The organism is Parafrigoribacterium mesophilum (genome assembly GCF_039652555.1).
Lineage (GTDB): Bacteria > Actinomycetota > Actinomycetes > Actinomycetales > Microbacteriaceae > Parafrigoribacterium > Parafrigoribacterium mesophilum.
Genome location: NZ_JBDJAF010000001.1, coordinates 146,899 through 160,675 on the forward strand (window position 1 = coordinate 146,899; position 13,777 = coordinate 160,675).

The following is a 13,777-nucleotide window of genomic DNA, read 5'->3' on the forward strand; positions in this document are numbered from 1 at the left end:
CGGCATTCGCCTCCGTCGAGCCCCACAGGCAACTCGCCTCCGGTGGTCGAGCCCGTCGAGACCCCACAGGTAACCCACGTGATTTCGACAAGCTCAATCACCGGTCGGGCTGCCGCCGGTCCAGCCCGTCGAGACTCGGCGCCGTCCACAGTCCCAGTTACCCACAGATCGGCCGCGAAAGCGGTCTCGCCTCGACAGTGCAGTGCATGCTGGCCGGATGCCGTACCGACTGCCCGCCGTGCTCTCCCGCGTGGACCTTCCCGAAGCCGAGCTTTGCGCGGCCCTCCTCGACGGCGAACTGTACCGGGTCGACGAGTGCTTCAGCCCGTGTGACGAAGTCGAGCGCCCGATCACCAGAGCAAACGCGCTGGCCGCCATCACCCCGTCGCGCCTGATCGCGGAACAGCGCACCGCCGCATGGGTGCATGGCGCGCTCGGCGTCCCGCCGACGGTGCACCAGTTCTGTGTGGACGCCCGAGCTCGGGCCAGACCGCCTCGGACTCGGCGCATCAGTGTGCGGGAAGTCGAGATCGACGGCTCCGAAGTGCAATCCTTCGGCGGCGTTCGAGTCACCACGCCGCTTCGGACGGTGGCTGACCTTGCCAGGTTCTCACCGGCGTTCGGTTGCGAGGAGCGACTGATCGTCACCGCGCTACTGGCCATCGACGGCTTCGGGATCGACGAGTGCCGTCTCGCGCTGAACCGGCGGCATAACCTGCCGGGAAAGCGGCGGGCGTTGCGACGGATCGCCGCGTCCTTGGAGGCGGCCGGTCTCAGCCGGCGTTGACCCGGTACACGTCGTAAACCTGGTCGATGCGCCGCACCGAGTTCAGCACCCGGTCCAGGTGGGTGGTGTCGCTCATCTCGAACACGAATCGGCTGAGCGCCAACCGGTCATTCGACGTCGACACCGTCGCGGACAGGATATTGACGTGGCTTTCGGTGAGTACCCGGGTGACGTCCGAGAGCAGACCGGACCGGTCCAGCGCCTCGACCTGGATCTGCACCAGGAACACGCTGGACGGCGACGGCGCCCACTCCACTTCGATGATTCGCTCCGGTTCGGCCAGCAGCGATGTGGCGTTGTGGCAGGTCGCCTGGTGCACCGAGACACCCGAACCGCGCGTGACGAAGCCGATGATGTCGTCGCCGGGGACCGGCGTGCAGCACTTTGCGAGCTTCACCAGGATGTCGGGCGCTCCGCGCACCAGCACCCCGGAGTCACTGTTTCTCAGCTGCCGGCCGCGGCCCTTGGTCGGAAAGAGGAGCTCGGTGTCTTCGTTCTCGGCCTGCGAGTGCAGCGCGGCGAGCACCTTCTCGATGACCGACTGGGTGGACACACGGCCTTCACCGACCGCCGCGTACAGTGCCGACACGTCCTCGAACCGCATGACCGCAGCCACTTCGCTGAACGAGTCCTGGTTCATCAGCCGTTGCAGCGGCAGGTTCTGCTTGCGCATCGCCCTGGCGATGGCATCCTTGCCCTGCTCGATGGCCTCTTCGCGACGTTCCTTCGTGAACCACTGCCGGATCTTGTTTCGAGCCCGTGGGCTCTTCACGAACTCGAGCCAACCCTGGCTCGGCCCGGCATCCGGGTTCTTCGAGGTGAACACCTCGACGACGTCGCCGCTGCTCAAGGTGCTCTCCAGCGGCACCAGCCGGCCGTTCACCTTGGCGCCCATGGTGCGGTGGCCCACCTCGGTGTGCACGGCGTAGGCGAAGTCCACAGGGGTGGCCCCGGCCGGCAACCCGATCACCTTGCCCTGTGGCGTGAACACGTAGACTTCTTTGGCGCCGATCTCGAACCGCAGCGAATCCAGGAACTCGTTCGGGTCGGAGGTCTCGGCCTGCCAGTCGGAGATGTGCGCGAGCCAGGCCATCTCGGTGTCGGCACCCGGCCCGCTGCTGGCGGCCTTGCCGCCGTTGACGCGTTCCTTGTACTTCCAGTGCGCGGCGACGCCGAACTCGGCACGCTGGTGCATCTGCTCGGTGCGGATCTGAATCTCCACGGGGCGTCCGTGCGGCCCGATCACCGTGGTGTGCAGCGACTGGTAGAGGTTGAACTTCGGTGTGGCGATGTAGTCCTTGAACCGGCCCGGGATCGGGTTCCACCTGGCGTGGATCGGGCCGAGCACGGCGTAGCAGTCGCGCAGTGAATTCACCAGCACCCGGATGCCGACCAGGTCATAGATCTCGTCGAACTCGCGGCCGCGCAGGATCATCTTCTGATAGATCGAGTAGTACTGTTTCGGCCGACCGACCACCTTGCCGCGGATCTTCGCCGCCTTCAGGTCTTCCTGAACGTCGGAGAGCACCTCCTGCAAGAACTCGTCACGCTCCGGCGTGCGCTGTTTCACCAGGGATTCGATCTCGACGTAAAGCTTCGGATACAGCACGGCGAAGGAAAGGTCCTCCAGTTCCCACTTGATCGCCTGGATGCCCAGCCGGTGTGCCAGCGGTGCGTAGATCTCCAAGGTCTCCTGCGCCTTGCGGGTGGCGGATGCGGGATCCACGAAGCCCCAGGTGCGCGCGTTGTGCAGCCGGTCGGCCAGTTTGATCACCAGAACCCGGATGTCTTTGGACATCGCGACGACCATCTTGCGCACGGTCTCCGCTTGGGCGCTGTCGCCGTACTTCAGCTTGTCCAGCTTGGTGACCCCGTCGACGAGCATCGCAATTTCGTCGCCGAAATCCTGCCGTAGCTGGTCCAGGGTGTAGTCGGTGTCTTCGACCGTGTCGTGCAGCAGGGCCGCCGCAATGGTGCGCGGTCCGATTCCGAGATCGGCGAGGATTTGTGCGACGGCGACCGGATGGCTGATGTACGGCTCGCCGCTCATCCGCACTTGCCCGGCGTGCGCACGCTCTGCCGCGGTGTACGCGCGCTCGATCACGCCGAGGTCGATCTTCGGATGATGGGTCCGCACGGTCCTGATCAGCGTGTCAACAGCCCCTACGGGCTGCGCCTTGGAGAAGATCCTCGGCAGCAGGGCGCGCAATGAGGTCGACGACGTCGGTGCCGACGTTTTCGTGTCAACCATAGGCCCTCCCCGACAAGCCAAAACTAGCATTCGCCGCTGGGAGTTTCAGGCCCCGTTCGCTCATGGCACGTCAGCTCGTGAGCAGCACTCTGGTGGCGGTCAGCCGACGAGGGCGGCCGCGCGAGCGGCCTGCACGCGCTTCGCCTGCTTCTTGATCGCTTCTTCGCCCGCGCGAAGATGCGCATACATCGGGGCGGCGATGAAGATGGTCGAATACGTGCCGATCATCATGCCGATGAACAAGGCGAGGGAGATATCTCGCAGCGTTCCGGCGCCGAGCGCGACGGCTCCGATGAACAGAATCGATCCGACCGGCAGCAGCGCGACCACGGAGGTGTTGATCGATCGCACCAGAGTCTGGTTCACAGCGAGGTTCACCGACTCCGAGAACGTTCGCCGGGACTCTACGGCATCCTCCGCAGTGTTCTCCCGAATTTTGTCGAACACCACGACCGTGTCGTAGAGCGAGTAACCGAGAATGGTCAGGAATCCGATCACTGCGGCAGGGGTCACCTCAATGCCGAGCACTCCGTACACGCCAGCAGTGATGACGAGGTCGTGCAGCAAAGCCACCATGGCGGCCAGCGACATTTTCCAGGTGCGGAAGTACAGCGCCATGACGATCGCGGCGAGGATAAGGAAGGTGATCAGGCCCCGGATGGCGGTGTTGGTGATGTCGGCACCCCAGGTGGCTCCGACGAACGAGGACGTCACCTCCTTGATCGGCACCTTGTAGGTCTCCGCGAGGGCGGAGCGCACCGCATCGTTCTGGTCATTGCTGAGCTGGTCGGTCTGGATGCGCACGCCGTGGCCACCGACGATGGTGACACGCGGATCGACGCCCGGCGCCACGCTCAGTACGGAATCTTGCGCGACTTTCGTATTGAGGTTGTTGGCCTGCGAGATCTCGAACTGCGAGCCGCCGCGGAACTCGATGCCGAACACGAACCCGCCGCGCATCATCGGAACGAAAATCGCAATGAGGATCATCACGGCGGCGATCGAGTACCACAGTTTGGTCTTGCCGACGAAGTCGTAGGAGAGCTTCCCGGTGTGAAGATCGTTGCCGAATTGGGCGAAACTTGCCATTAGGAGTCCTTCCCCTTGGCGCCGCTGGTGGCTTTGTCTTTGCGCACCGGAGCATCCGGCCTCTTGCCCGCGGCCAGGTTGGCGGCTTCTTCCGCCGCCTTGCGCTCCGCGATGGTCTGCCGTCTGGCCACTTCCTTGGAACTGCGCGCCTGCCTCGCGGCGGACACCGCCACCGGAGCGCGGAACTGAGCACGGCCGCGGTACACGGCGCCCAGCGCTTTCGGATCGAGTCCGCTGAAGCGGTGACCGCCGCCGAAGAACTCGGTGCGGGCCAGCAGTCGCAGCATCGGATGGGTGAAGATGCTCACCACAAGCACGTCGACGATCGTGGTCAGCCCGAGGGTGAGCGCGAAACCTTTCACATTGCCCACGGCGAGGATGAACAAGATGATCGCGGCCAGGAAGTTAACGGTGTCGGAGGCGTAAATCGTTCGAGCGGCACGTTTCCAGCCCGCTTCGACGGCCGATTCGAGGTTTCGGCCGTCGCGCAGTTCGTCGCGTATTCGCTCGAAGTAGACGATGAACGAGTCGGCGGTGATACCGATGGCGACGATCAGGCCTGCGACGCCGGCCAGCGAGAGCCGATACCCCTCGCGCCAGGACAGGATCGCCACGATCAGGTAGGTGATCACGGCGGCGATCACAAGCGAGGCGATGGTGATCACGGCCAGGGTTCGGTACTGCAGCACGGAGTAGCCGACCACCAGGATCAGGCCGATGAGGCCGGCCAGCAGGCCGCTGGCCAGCTGCGTGGTGCCCAACGTGGCCGAAATGGTCTCATTGCTGTTGACGGTGAATCCGATCGGCAGTGCGCCGTACTTCAGCTGATCAGCGAGAGTCTTCGACGTCTCTTGAGTGAAGTTTCCGGTGATCTGCGGCTTGCCGTCGGTGATCACTGCGTTCGTCGTAGGTGCGGAGATGACCTGGCCGTCAAGGACGATGGCGAAGCGGTGCTGGTTTCCGGTGAGATTGAAGAGACGTTCGGTCACCGTGGCGAACTGCTTGGCGCCGGTGGAGTTGAAGACGATGTTGACGCCCCATGCCCCGGTGGACACGCCCTGACTGTTGGCGACGAGGCTGTTGGTCGCGTCGGCGATGTCCTTGCCTGCGACTTCGACAGGACCGAGGATGTACTTCTCCTGCGGCAGCACCGCGCCTGTCGTGGGGTCTTTCTCCACTGCCGAACAGGTGATGAGGGGGACGTTCGCGGGGGCGACGTTGGTCTTGAACTTCTCAACGTCCTTGCAGTTGAAGCTGTCGAACTGCTTCTGCAGTTCGGGTGTCACCCAGGCCAGGTCGCTCGCGTTCGACGGGCTCACCGAGGGGGTCGGCGCCGGCGAGGCGCTGGTGCTCGGCGATGGCGCGCCGCTCGGTGAGGTGGCATCGCTCGGACTCGGGGAGGCGCTCGGGCTCGCCGTGGTTGTGGCGGCATCCGACGCGACCAGAACCGCGCGGAACTCAAGCTTCGCCGAGGATTCGATGCGGTCAATCGTGGCCTTGTCGGGCGTTCCTGGGATGGAGACCACGACGTTGGTGCCGCCCTGCGTGTTGATCTCCGCTTCGGAGACGCCCGCGGAGTCAATGCGCTGGCGGATGATCGTCACGGCTTGATTGAGCTGCTCCGCGGTGACCGTCTTCCCGCTTTCCAGCTTCGGCGCCAGGATGATCTGCGTGCCGCCCTCGAGATCCAAGGCCAGCTTCGGGGCCCAACTGCCGTTCTGCCACAGGATGCCTGCGCCATTGAGCATCGTCAATCCCGCCACGATCACGAGAAGCCAGGTGAGGGAGCGCCACGCTTTCTTGACCGGGGTCGTTCTTGCCACCGAGGAACTCAGCTTTCTTGAGGTGATTGCGTGGGACGGGCGTCAACACACACTGCGGGAGCCTCGCACGAGGTACGAGGCCCAGATCAGGTTAGTCGCTACTCGCGCGTCTTCTTGGCCGCAGGCTTGCGGGCCGGCTTGGTGGGCTCCTCCGTGCGCTCACCGAACTCCGGCTCAACAACGGGCTCGACGTCGAGGTTGTCCGGCTCGGCCACCACTGCCTCGGCAGTGACGTCCGAAACCACGGGCTCGTCGGGTTCGACCACCTTGAGGATGGTCTGACGGTGAATCTTGAGCACAGTGCCGGGAGTCGACTCGATCATGGCCATGTTGGTGTCGTCGTCGAGCGAGAGGATGGTGCCGTACAGCCCGTAGTTGGTCATGACTTCCGCGCCCACAACGATCTGGGTCTGGCGCTCAGCGGTCTCGCGCTGACGTTTACGGGAATTCCGAAACTGGAAGAAGACGAACGCAGCCAGCGCGATCGCGATAATGATGAGCATTGGATCCATAGTGGAAAATAAACCTTCCGAGGGTTCGTGGCGTGATCAACGTGCAGTCTATCCCCGCACGCTCGACCTGAGCTTCAAGAATAATGGGTCTAGTCGAACAGGCCGGCACTCTCGTGGACGAGACCGAAGTGCTTCCAGGCCAGCCTCGTGGCCACTCGACCGCGCGGCGTTCGTGTCAGAAGGCCAATGCGCACCAGGAAGGGCTCGACGACCGACTCGATGGTCTCGGCCTCCTCACCGACAGACACCGCCAGGGTGTTCAAACCGACCGGGCCGCCGTCGAACCGCGTGAGGATGATCTGCATCACCGCGCGGTCCAGGCGATCAAGCCCGTATTCGTCAACGTCGTAGAGCTCGAGAGCGGCGTTCACCGCGTCGAGCCCCGTCGCTGAGTGCACGAGTGAATAGTCGCGCACCCGCCGCAGCAGCCGGTTCGCGATGCGCGGCGTGCCGCGGCAGCGTCCGGCGATTTCGGCCAGAGCTTCTCGGTCGACGTCGAGGTCGAGGAGGTTTGCCGCGCGCAACAACACCTGTTCCAGTTCGCTGTCGGCGTAGAACTCGAGGTGCGCAGTGAACCCGAATCGGTCCCGAAGCGGGTTCGGCAGCAGCCCCGACCTGGTCGTCGCTCCGACCAGGGTGAACGGCGCGAGGTCCAGGGGAATGGAGGTGGCGCCGGCTCCCTTGCCCACCATGATGTCGATGCGGAAGTCCTCCATCGCCAGATAGAGCATTTCCTCCGCCGAACGAGCCATCCGGTGGATCTCGTCGATGAACAGAATCTCACCGGGGACCAGTGACGACAACACCGCGGCAAGGTCTCCGGCGTGCTGGATGGCCGGACCGCTCGACATGCGCAGCGGATGCCCGGTCTCCTCCGCCACGATCATGGCGAGGGTGGTCTTGCCAAGGCCGGGCGGTCCTGCCAGCAGAATGTGATCCGGAGTGCGGCTCTGGATCTGGGCAGCCTGCAAGAGCAGTTGCAGTTGTGCTCTCACCTTGGCCTGTCCGATGAATTCCGCGAGGGTTTTCGGCCGGAGCGCCCCCTCAAAGGCCAGTTCGGCTTCCGACTCCGGTGTCGGGCGTACGACGGCGACGCCGGGATCTCCCGACAGTCTCTCCGGCATGCGGTCGTCATCCATGGTGGGGCCGCTCACCGGCTGTTCGATCCGCTGAGCTGCCCGGGACCGAGCCGGCCGAGCGCGCTGCGCAGCAGCGCGGAGACTGTGACCTCGCCGGCATTGGCTGCGGCCATCGCATCGTCGATGGCTTCCGCGGCGACCCGCTCGGACCAGCCCAGCCCGATCAGCGCGGCCAGCACACTGTCACCGACCGCGCTCGGCCCACTCCGGCCCGGCGCGCGCACGGCAATGCCCTGCATCTTGCCCGAGAGAGAAAGGACGATGAGCTTGGCGGTCTTGGGACCGATACCGGACACCTTCCGAAATAAGGCATCGTCTTCGGCGGCCACCGCGGCGGCGATGTCGCCGGGGTCCATCACGGCGAGCACTCCCATCGCCGACTTCGGACCGACGCCGGTGACACCGCGTAGCAGATCGAACACCGCGCGTTCGTCGGCGTCCGCGAAGCCGTAGAGCGACAGATCGTCTTCCCTCACGATCAGCGCGGTGCGCAGCGTCGCCTGTGCGCCGACCCGCAGTCGCAGGGCGTACCCGGGGGTCACCACGATGTCCAGGCCCACTCCCCCGACATCGACCAGCACGCGGGCGGCTCCCACCTCGAGCACCGTGCCACGAACCGAAGAGATCATCTGCCCAGCCTACGTTTGGCCGCCGACTTTGCCGCGTGACGCTCCGCGGTCAGCCAGGCTTCCTGGGCCGGAGTCGATTCAGACGAGCTGGACGCCACCGTCGCACCGCGCTTCCAGGCATGGCAGATCGCCAATGCGAGCGCGTCTGCGGCGTCCGCCGGCGTGGGCGGAGCATCCAATCGCAGGACCCGCTGCACCATGGTCGCCACCTGCTTCTTGTTGGCGCCGCCGTAGCCGGTGATCGCCGCCTTCACCTCGGTGGGGGTGTGCAAGGCGACGCTGAGCCCGCGTCGGGCCGCCGCGAACATGGCGACTCCGCTGGCCTGCGCCGTCCCCATCACCGTTCGGGTGTTCAGTTGCGCGAACACCTCCTCCAACGCCACCGCCTGCGGAGCGTACTCGCGGAGGTACCGATCGAAGCCGTCGCCGAGCCGGAGGAGTCTCTGCTCCAGCGGCATGTCGATCGGCGTGCGGATGACTGTGACGAAGACGAGCGATGCCGTGCGGTTCGCGGCGACATCCACGATTCCGACGCCGCAACGGGTGAGTCCGGGGTCGACCCCCAGCACCCGGATCACGCGGGCCGGCTATTCTTCGTCGAGCTCGGCGAGCACGTCAGCCGGAACGTCGAAGTTGCCGTAGATGTTCTGCACGTCGTCGGACTCTTCCAATGCGTCGATGAGCTTGAAAACCTTGCGTGCGTGCTCGAGATCGACCTCGACCAGCAGGCCCGGCACGAATTCCAACTCGGCCGATTCGTAGTCGATCCCCGCGTCGGTCAGCGCGGTGCGGGTGGCCACGAGATCGGTGGGCTCTGTGATGATGTCGAACCCGGCGCCGCGGTCCAAGATCTCCTCGGCGCCGGCGTCCAGCACGGCGGTCAGGATGGTGTCTTCGGTCACGCCGTCCACCTTCCTGACCGAGACCACGCCCTTGCGGCTGAAGTTGTAGGCGACGCTGCCCGGATCTCCCATGGTTCCGCCGTTGCGGGTCATGATGGTGCGCACATCGGCGGCAGCGCGGTTGTGGTTGTCGGTGAGGCACTCGATGAGCAACGCGACTCCGCCGGGCGCGTAACCCTCGTACATGATGGTCTTGTAGTCGGTGCCGGCGCCGAGTTGACCCGATCCGCGCTTAACCGCGCGGTCGATGTTGTCGTTCGGGACCGAGGTCTTCTTAGCCTTCTGAATCGCGTCCACGAGGGTCGGGTTCCCGCTCAGGTCGCCGCCGCCCAACTTGGCTGCTACCTCGATGTTCTTGATGAGTTTGGCGAACGCCTTCGCCCGCCGCGAGTCGGTGACCGCCTTCTGGTGCTTCGTGGTTGCCCACTTGGAATGACCCGACATCAATAACTCCCGTTCCACTGTCGCTGACAGTCTAAAATACCAGCGCGCTCAGCCCAGGAATCCCACCTCGGCGACCCGGCCGAGGAAATACGCATGAAAACGGTGGTCGTCGGTCATCTCCGGATGGAATGACGTGGCGAGCAGATTGCCCTGTTCCACTGCCACGACTCGGCCGTCGTCGAGTTCGGCAAGTGCGTGGACCGACGAGCCGACGCGCTCGACCACGGGGGCACGGATGAAGACGGCATGCAGTGCCGGCTGCCCGATTTCGGGGATGTCGAGGTCTACCTCGAACGAGTCGGTCTGCGACCCGAACGCATTGCGGCGCACATCGATGTCCAGCCCGCCGAGGCTTTGTTGACCGGTGATGCCGTCGAGGATCGTATCGGCCAGCATGATCATTCCCGCGCAGGTGCCATACACCGGCAATCCGCCGGCAATAGCGGCCTTCAGGGGCTGGGCAAGGCCGAACAGTCGCGACAGTTTGTCCATGACGCTGGACTCGCCGCCCGGGATCACCAGACCGGCGACCTGCGCCAATTCGTCCGGTCGCCGCACCGCCCTGGCATCGGCGCCGAAAGAATTCAGCACCGCGATGTGTTCGCGGAAGTCGCCCTGCAGGGCGAGTACGCCGACCGGTAAAGCGGCGCTACCAGCCACGTTCGGAGAGGCGGTGCGGGGCGGCAAGGTCAGCCACGTTGATGCCGACCATGGCCTCGCCCAGTCCGCGGGACGCTTCGGCGATAACTGCGGCGTCGTCGTAGAACGTGACAGCCTTCACAATCGCCGCGGCACGCTTGGCCGGGTTACCGGACTTGAAGATTCCCGAGCCGACGAACACTCCGTCGGCTCCGAGTTGCATCATCAGCGCAGCGTCCGCGGGGGTGGCCACACCGCCGGCGGTGAACAGCACGACCGGGAGTTTGCCGGTCTCGGCGATCTCGCGGACGAGTTCGTACGGCGCCTGAAGTTCTTTCGCGGCGACGTACAGTTCGTCTTTGCTCTTGGCCTTGAGGGCGTTGATTTCGCTCCAGATAGTGCGGATGTGCTTGGTGGCCTCCGAGACGTCGCCCGTGCCGGCCTCGCCCTTCGAGCGGATCATGGCCGCGCCTTCTGTGATGCGCCGCAGTGCCTCGCCCAGGTTGGTGGCACCGCAGACGAACGGCACAGTGAAGTTCCATTTGTTGATGTGGTTGGCGTAGTCGGCGGGGCTGAGCACTTCCGACTCGTCGATGTAGTCGACCTTCAACGCCTCGAGGATCTGTGCCTCGACGAAGTGCCCGATCCGGGCCTTGGCCATCACCGGGATGGAGACGGCTTCGATGATTCCGTCGATCAGGTCAGGGTCGCTCATCCGGGCAACGCCGCCCTGGGCGCGAATGTCGGCCGGGACACGCTCCAGCGCCATCACGGCCACGGCACCCGCGTCTTCGGCTATTTTCGCCTGGTCGGCGGTGACGACGTCCATGATGACGCCGCCCTTGAGCATTTCGGCCAGGCCCCGTTTGACCCGGCTGGTACCCAATTGTTCGTTGTTGTCAGACACTGTCGCCTCTCCCGTGTGCCTCGCGGTGTTCGGCACGCCAACTATTCTATTCGCGCCCGGATTCGCCGTCGCTCAGCGGGCTGTCGCCTTCGGCCAGGCGGCTGCCGTGGCCTCGCGTACGTCACCGAGCAGGCGTGGGACCGCCTTGGTCTTCGCGATGATGGGGAAGAAGTTCGAGTCCAGGGCCCAGCGGGGGACGATGTGCTGGTGTAGGTGCTCGGCGATTCCGGCCCCGGCGATCTGGCCCTGGTTCATCCCGAGGTTGAAGCCGTCGCAGTGTGCCACCGTGCGCAGGACGCGCATGGCTGTTTGAGTGAGGCTGCCCATTTCGGCCACCTCATCCTCGTTCGCTTGGTCATAGAGGGCGATGTGCCGGTATGGGCACACCAGCAGGTGCCCCGAGTTGTAGGGATACAGGTTGAGCAGCACGTAGCAGAACGTGCCCCTGGCAACGATCAGCGCCTTCTCGTCCGACAGCGTCGGCGCGACGCAGAACGGGCAGTCGTGCTCCGCCGGCTGTTGTCCGTCTTCGATGTACACCATGCGGTGCGGCGTCCAGAGGCGTTGGAAGGCATCCGGTACCGCGGCGAAGCTATTCGCAGGATCGATCTCGACGTCGTCTTGAGCGTCGAATTCGTTCCGCTCGTAATTGTTCACATCACACCTGGGCTCTGGAGGCGATCGCCGCCGTGATCCGATCGATCGCCTCGTCGACCGGGATGCCGTTCTCTTGGCGCCCGTCGCGGAAGCGGAAGCTGACGGCTCCGGCCGCCCGGTCATCTTCCCCGGCGATCAGCTGGTAGGGAACCTTGGACTTCGTGGCGTTGCGGATCTTCTTGGGCATGCGGTCACTGGAATGGTCGACCTCGGCCCGGACGCCGGCCGCCTTGAGCTTGCCGATGACCTCGTCCAGGTAGGGGCCGTACTGCTCCGCCACCGGGATGCCGACAACCTGTACCGGGGACAGCCACACCGGGAACGCTCCGGCGTAATGCTCGGTGAGCACACCGATGAATCGCTCGATCGAGCCGAACAGTGCGCGATGGATCATCACCGGCCGCTGCCGCGATCCATCCGGAGCCGTGTATTCAAGACCGAAACGCTCCGGCAGGTTGAAATCGAGCTGAATCGTCGACATCTGCCAGGTGCGCCCGATCGCGTCGCGCGCCTGCACCGAGATCTTCGGTCCGTAGAACGCCGCGCCGCCCGGGTCGGGCACCAGGTCGAGACCCGAGGCGATGCCCACCTCCCGGAGGGTGTCGGTGGCTTCTTCCCACGCCGCGTCCTCCCCCACGTATTTGTCGGGGTCCTTGGTGGACAACTCCAAATAGAAGTCGTCCAAACCGTAGTCGCGCAGCAGGTCGATGACGAAGGTGAGGAGTTTGGCGAGCTCGTCGCGCATGTTCTCCCGCGTGGTGAAGATGTGGGCGTCGTCCTGGGTCATGCCACGCACCCGGGTCAGCCCGTGCACGACACCGCTCTTCTCGTACCGGTACACGGTGCCGAACTCGAACAGCCGCATCGGCAGCTCGCGGTAGGAGCGACCACTGGAGCGGTAGATGAGGATGTGGAACGGGCAATTCATCGGCTTCAGGTAGTAGTCCACCCCTTGCCGGATGACGGTGCCGTCCGCGTCGCGTTCCTCGTCGACGTGCATGGGCGGGAACATTGCCTCTTTGTACCAGCCGAGGTGACCGCTCTCCTCAAACAGCGCGCCCTTGGTGATGTGCGGTGTGTTAACGAAGTCGTACCCGGCCTCGATGTGCTTCTTGCGCGAATAGTCCTCCATTTCCCGGCGGATGATCCCACCCTTGGGGTGGAAGACCGCCAGGCCGGAGCCGATCTCTTCCGGGAAGGAGAACAGGTCCAATTCCGCGCCGAGTTTGCGGTGATCGCGGCGGGCGGCCTCCTCGAGGCGCTCCCGATACGCATGCAGCTCGTCCTTGGTGGCCCACGCCGTCCCGTAGATGCGTTGAAGCTGCTTGTTCTTCTCCGAGCCGCGCCAGTAGGCGGCCGCGGTGCGCATGAGTTTGTGAGCGTTTCCGATCATCCTGGTGTTGGGCAGGTGCGGCCCGCGGCACAGGTCCCGCCACACCGTTTCTCCGGTCTTCGGGTCGACGTTGTCGTAAATCGTGAGTTCATGACCGCCGACCTCGACGGATTCGTCGCCTCCGTCGTTGTCCGCGGTGGTTGAGACCCCACCCTTCAACCCGATCAGCTCAAGCTTGTACGGTTCCTCCGCCAGCTCGGCGCGCGCCTGCGCCTCGGTCACCACGCGCCGCACGAAGCGCTGACCCTGCTTGACGATGCGGTCCATCGCCTTTTCGATCTTCGTGAGGTCTTCCGGAGTGAACGGGGTCTCAACATCGAAGTCGTAATAGAACCCGTCGACGATGGGCGGGCCGATGCCAAGTTTGACCTCGGGATTGATGGACTGCACCGCCTGCGCGGCGACGTGGGCGGCGGAATGGCGCAGGATGCGCAGGCCGTCTTCCGACTCCAGCGTGACGGGTTCGACGAGCGCACCGTCGTCCACCGTCGCAGCCAGGTCCTTCAGTTCCCCGTTGACCCGCATCGCCACGATGTTCCGGTCGGTGAAGAGGTCGAATCCGGTCTGCAGAGCGCTCATTTATCCCACTTTAGCTTGGGACGGCG

13 protein-coding genes are annotated in these 13,777 nt (G+C 64.7%); 1 reads left to right on the forward strand and 12 read right to left on the reverse strand.

The features are described 5' to 3' along the window. The first annotated feature begins 217 nt into the window (after positions 1–217). Positions 218–787, forward strand: a complete 570-nt coding sequence (locus tag ABFX56_RS00715) for a type IV toxin-antitoxin system AbiEi family antitoxin (protein ID WP_346231366.1) — start codon at positions 218–220, stop codon at positions 785–787. Here the strand turns inward: ABFX56_RS00715 and ABFX56_RS00720 are convergent. From ABFX56_RS00720 to thrS, 12 genes are all read right to left on the reverse strand, one after another. Beyond that, positions 774–3,038 carry a RelA/SpoT family protein gene (locus tag ABFX56_RS00720; protein WP_346231367.1) on the reverse strand — a complete coding sequence of 755 codons (2,265 nt, stop codon included), beginning with the start codon at positions 3,036–3,038 and terminating at the stop codon, positions 774–776. The two genes, ABFX56_RS00715 and ABFX56_RS00720, sit on opposite strands and share 14 nt — an antisense overlap. Positions 3,039–3,137: 99 nt before the next feature. Continuing rightward, positions 3,138–4,127, reverse strand: a complete 990-nt coding sequence (gene secF / locus ABFX56_RS00725; RefSeq protein WP_346231368.1) for a protein translocase subunit SecF — start codon at positions 4,125–4,127, stop codon at positions 3,138–3,140. Next, the gene (gene secD / locus ABFX56_RS00730) at positions 4,127–5,950 is read right to left on the reverse strand and encodes a protein translocase subunit SecD (protein WP_346231369.1); all 1,824 of its coding nucleotides are present in this window, start codon (positions 5,948–5,950) and stop codon (positions 4,127–4,129) included. The genes secF and secD overlap by 1 nt, the downstream gene beginning before the upstream one ends. A gap of 98 nt (positions 5,951–6,048) precedes the next feature. Then, a complete protein-coding gene (yajC, locus tag ABFX56_RS00735) occupies positions 6,049–6,453 on the reverse strand; it encodes a preprotein translocase subunit YajC (RefSeq protein ID WP_346231370.1) in 405 nt (134 codons plus the stop codon). 98 nt (positions 6,454–6,551) lie between these two features. Continuing rightward, positions 6,552–7,586, reverse strand: a complete 1,035-nt coding sequence (ruvB, locus tag ABFX56_RS00740) for a Holliday junction branch migration DNA helicase RuvB (protein ID WP_346231371.1) — start codon at positions 7,584–7,586, stop codon at positions 6,552–6,554. Positions 7,587–7,612: 26 nt separating this feature from the next. Beyond that, complete coding sequence (ruvA, locus tag ABFX56_RS00745; RefSeq protein ID WP_346231372.1) at positions 7,613–8,230, reverse strand: Holliday junction branch migration protein RuvA; 618 nt, start codon at positions 8,228–8,230, stop codon at positions 7,613–7,615. Further along, positions 8,227–8,808 (reverse strand): crossover junction endodeoxyribonuclease RuvC, encoded by a 582-nt coding sequence (gene ruvC, locus ABFX56_RS00750; protein ID WP_346231373.1) that lies wholly within the window; start codon positions 8,806–8,808, stop codon positions 8,227–8,229. Before ruvC ends, ruvA begins: the two co-directional genes overlap by 4 nt. 9 nt (positions 8,809–8,817) lie before the next feature. Further along, positions 8,818–9,576 (reverse strand): YebC/PmpR family DNA-binding transcriptional regulator, encoded by a 759-nt coding sequence (locus ABFX56_RS00755; RefSeq protein ID WP_346231374.1) that lies wholly within the window; start codon positions 9,574–9,576, stop codon positions 8,818–8,820. Between the two features lie 48 nt (positions 9,577–9,624). Next, positions 9,625–10,236 (reverse strand): pyridoxal 5'-phosphate synthase glutaminase subunit PdxT, encoded by a 612-nt coding sequence (pdxT, locus tag ABFX56_RS00760; RefSeq protein ID WP_346231375.1) that lies wholly within the window; start codon positions 10,234–10,236, stop codon positions 9,625–9,627. After that, a complete protein-coding gene (pdxS, locus tag ABFX56_RS00765; protein ID WP_346231376.1) occupies positions 10,226–11,158 on the reverse strand; it encodes a pyridoxal 5'-phosphate synthase lyase subunit PdxS in 933 nt (310 codons plus the stop codon). The genes pdxT and pdxS overlap by 11 nt, the downstream gene beginning before the upstream one ends. Before the next feature lie 36 nt (positions 11,159–11,194). After that, positions 11,195–11,731: an HIT family protein gene (locus tag ABFX56_RS00770; protein ID WP_346233109.1), complete on the reverse strand. Its 537-nt coding sequence runs from the start codon at positions 11,729–11,731 to the stop codon at positions 11,195–11,197. A gap of 49 nt (positions 11,732–11,780) precedes the next feature. Beyond that, positions 11,781–13,751 carry a threonine--tRNA ligase gene (gene thrS, locus ABFX56_RS00775; protein ID WP_346231377.1) on the reverse strand — a complete coding sequence of 657 codons (1,971 nt, stop codon included), beginning with the start codon at positions 13,749–13,751 and terminating at the stop codon, positions 11,781–11,783. Positions 13,752–13,777 lie beyond the last annotated feature (26 nt).

Coding starts and splice junctions, on each gene's coding strand:
- ABFX56_RS00755 (WP_346231374.1), bottom strand. CDS start 9,576: ATGTCGGGTCATTCCAAGTGGGCAACCACGAAGCACCAGAAGGCGGTC.
- ABFX56_RS00720 (WP_346231367.1), bottom strand. CDS start 3,038: ATGGTTGACACGAAAACGTCGGCACCGACGTCGTCGACCTCATTGCGC.
- ruvA (WP_346231372.1), bottom strand. CDS start 8,230: ATGATCTCTTCGGTTCGTGGCACGGTGCTCGAGGTGGGAGCCGCCCGC.
- thrS (WP_346231377.1), bottom strand. CDS start 13,751: ATGAGCGCTCTGCAGACCGGATTCGACCTCTTCACCGACCGGAACATC.
- ruvB (WP_346231371.1), bottom strand. CDS start 7,586: ATGCCGGAGAGACTGTCGGGAGATCCCGGCGTCGCCGTCGTACGCCCG.
- ABFX56_RS00715 (WP_346231366.1), top strand. CDS start 218: ATGCCGTACCGACTGCCCGCCGTGCTCTCCCGCGTGGACCTTCCCGAA.
- secF (WP_346231368.1), bottom strand. CDS start 4,127: ATGGCAAGTTTCGCCCAATTCGGCAACGATCTTCACACCGGGAAGCTC.
- yajC (WP_346231370.1), bottom strand. CDS start 6,453: ATGCTCATCATTATCGCGATCGCGCTGGCTGCGTTCGTCTTCTTCCAG.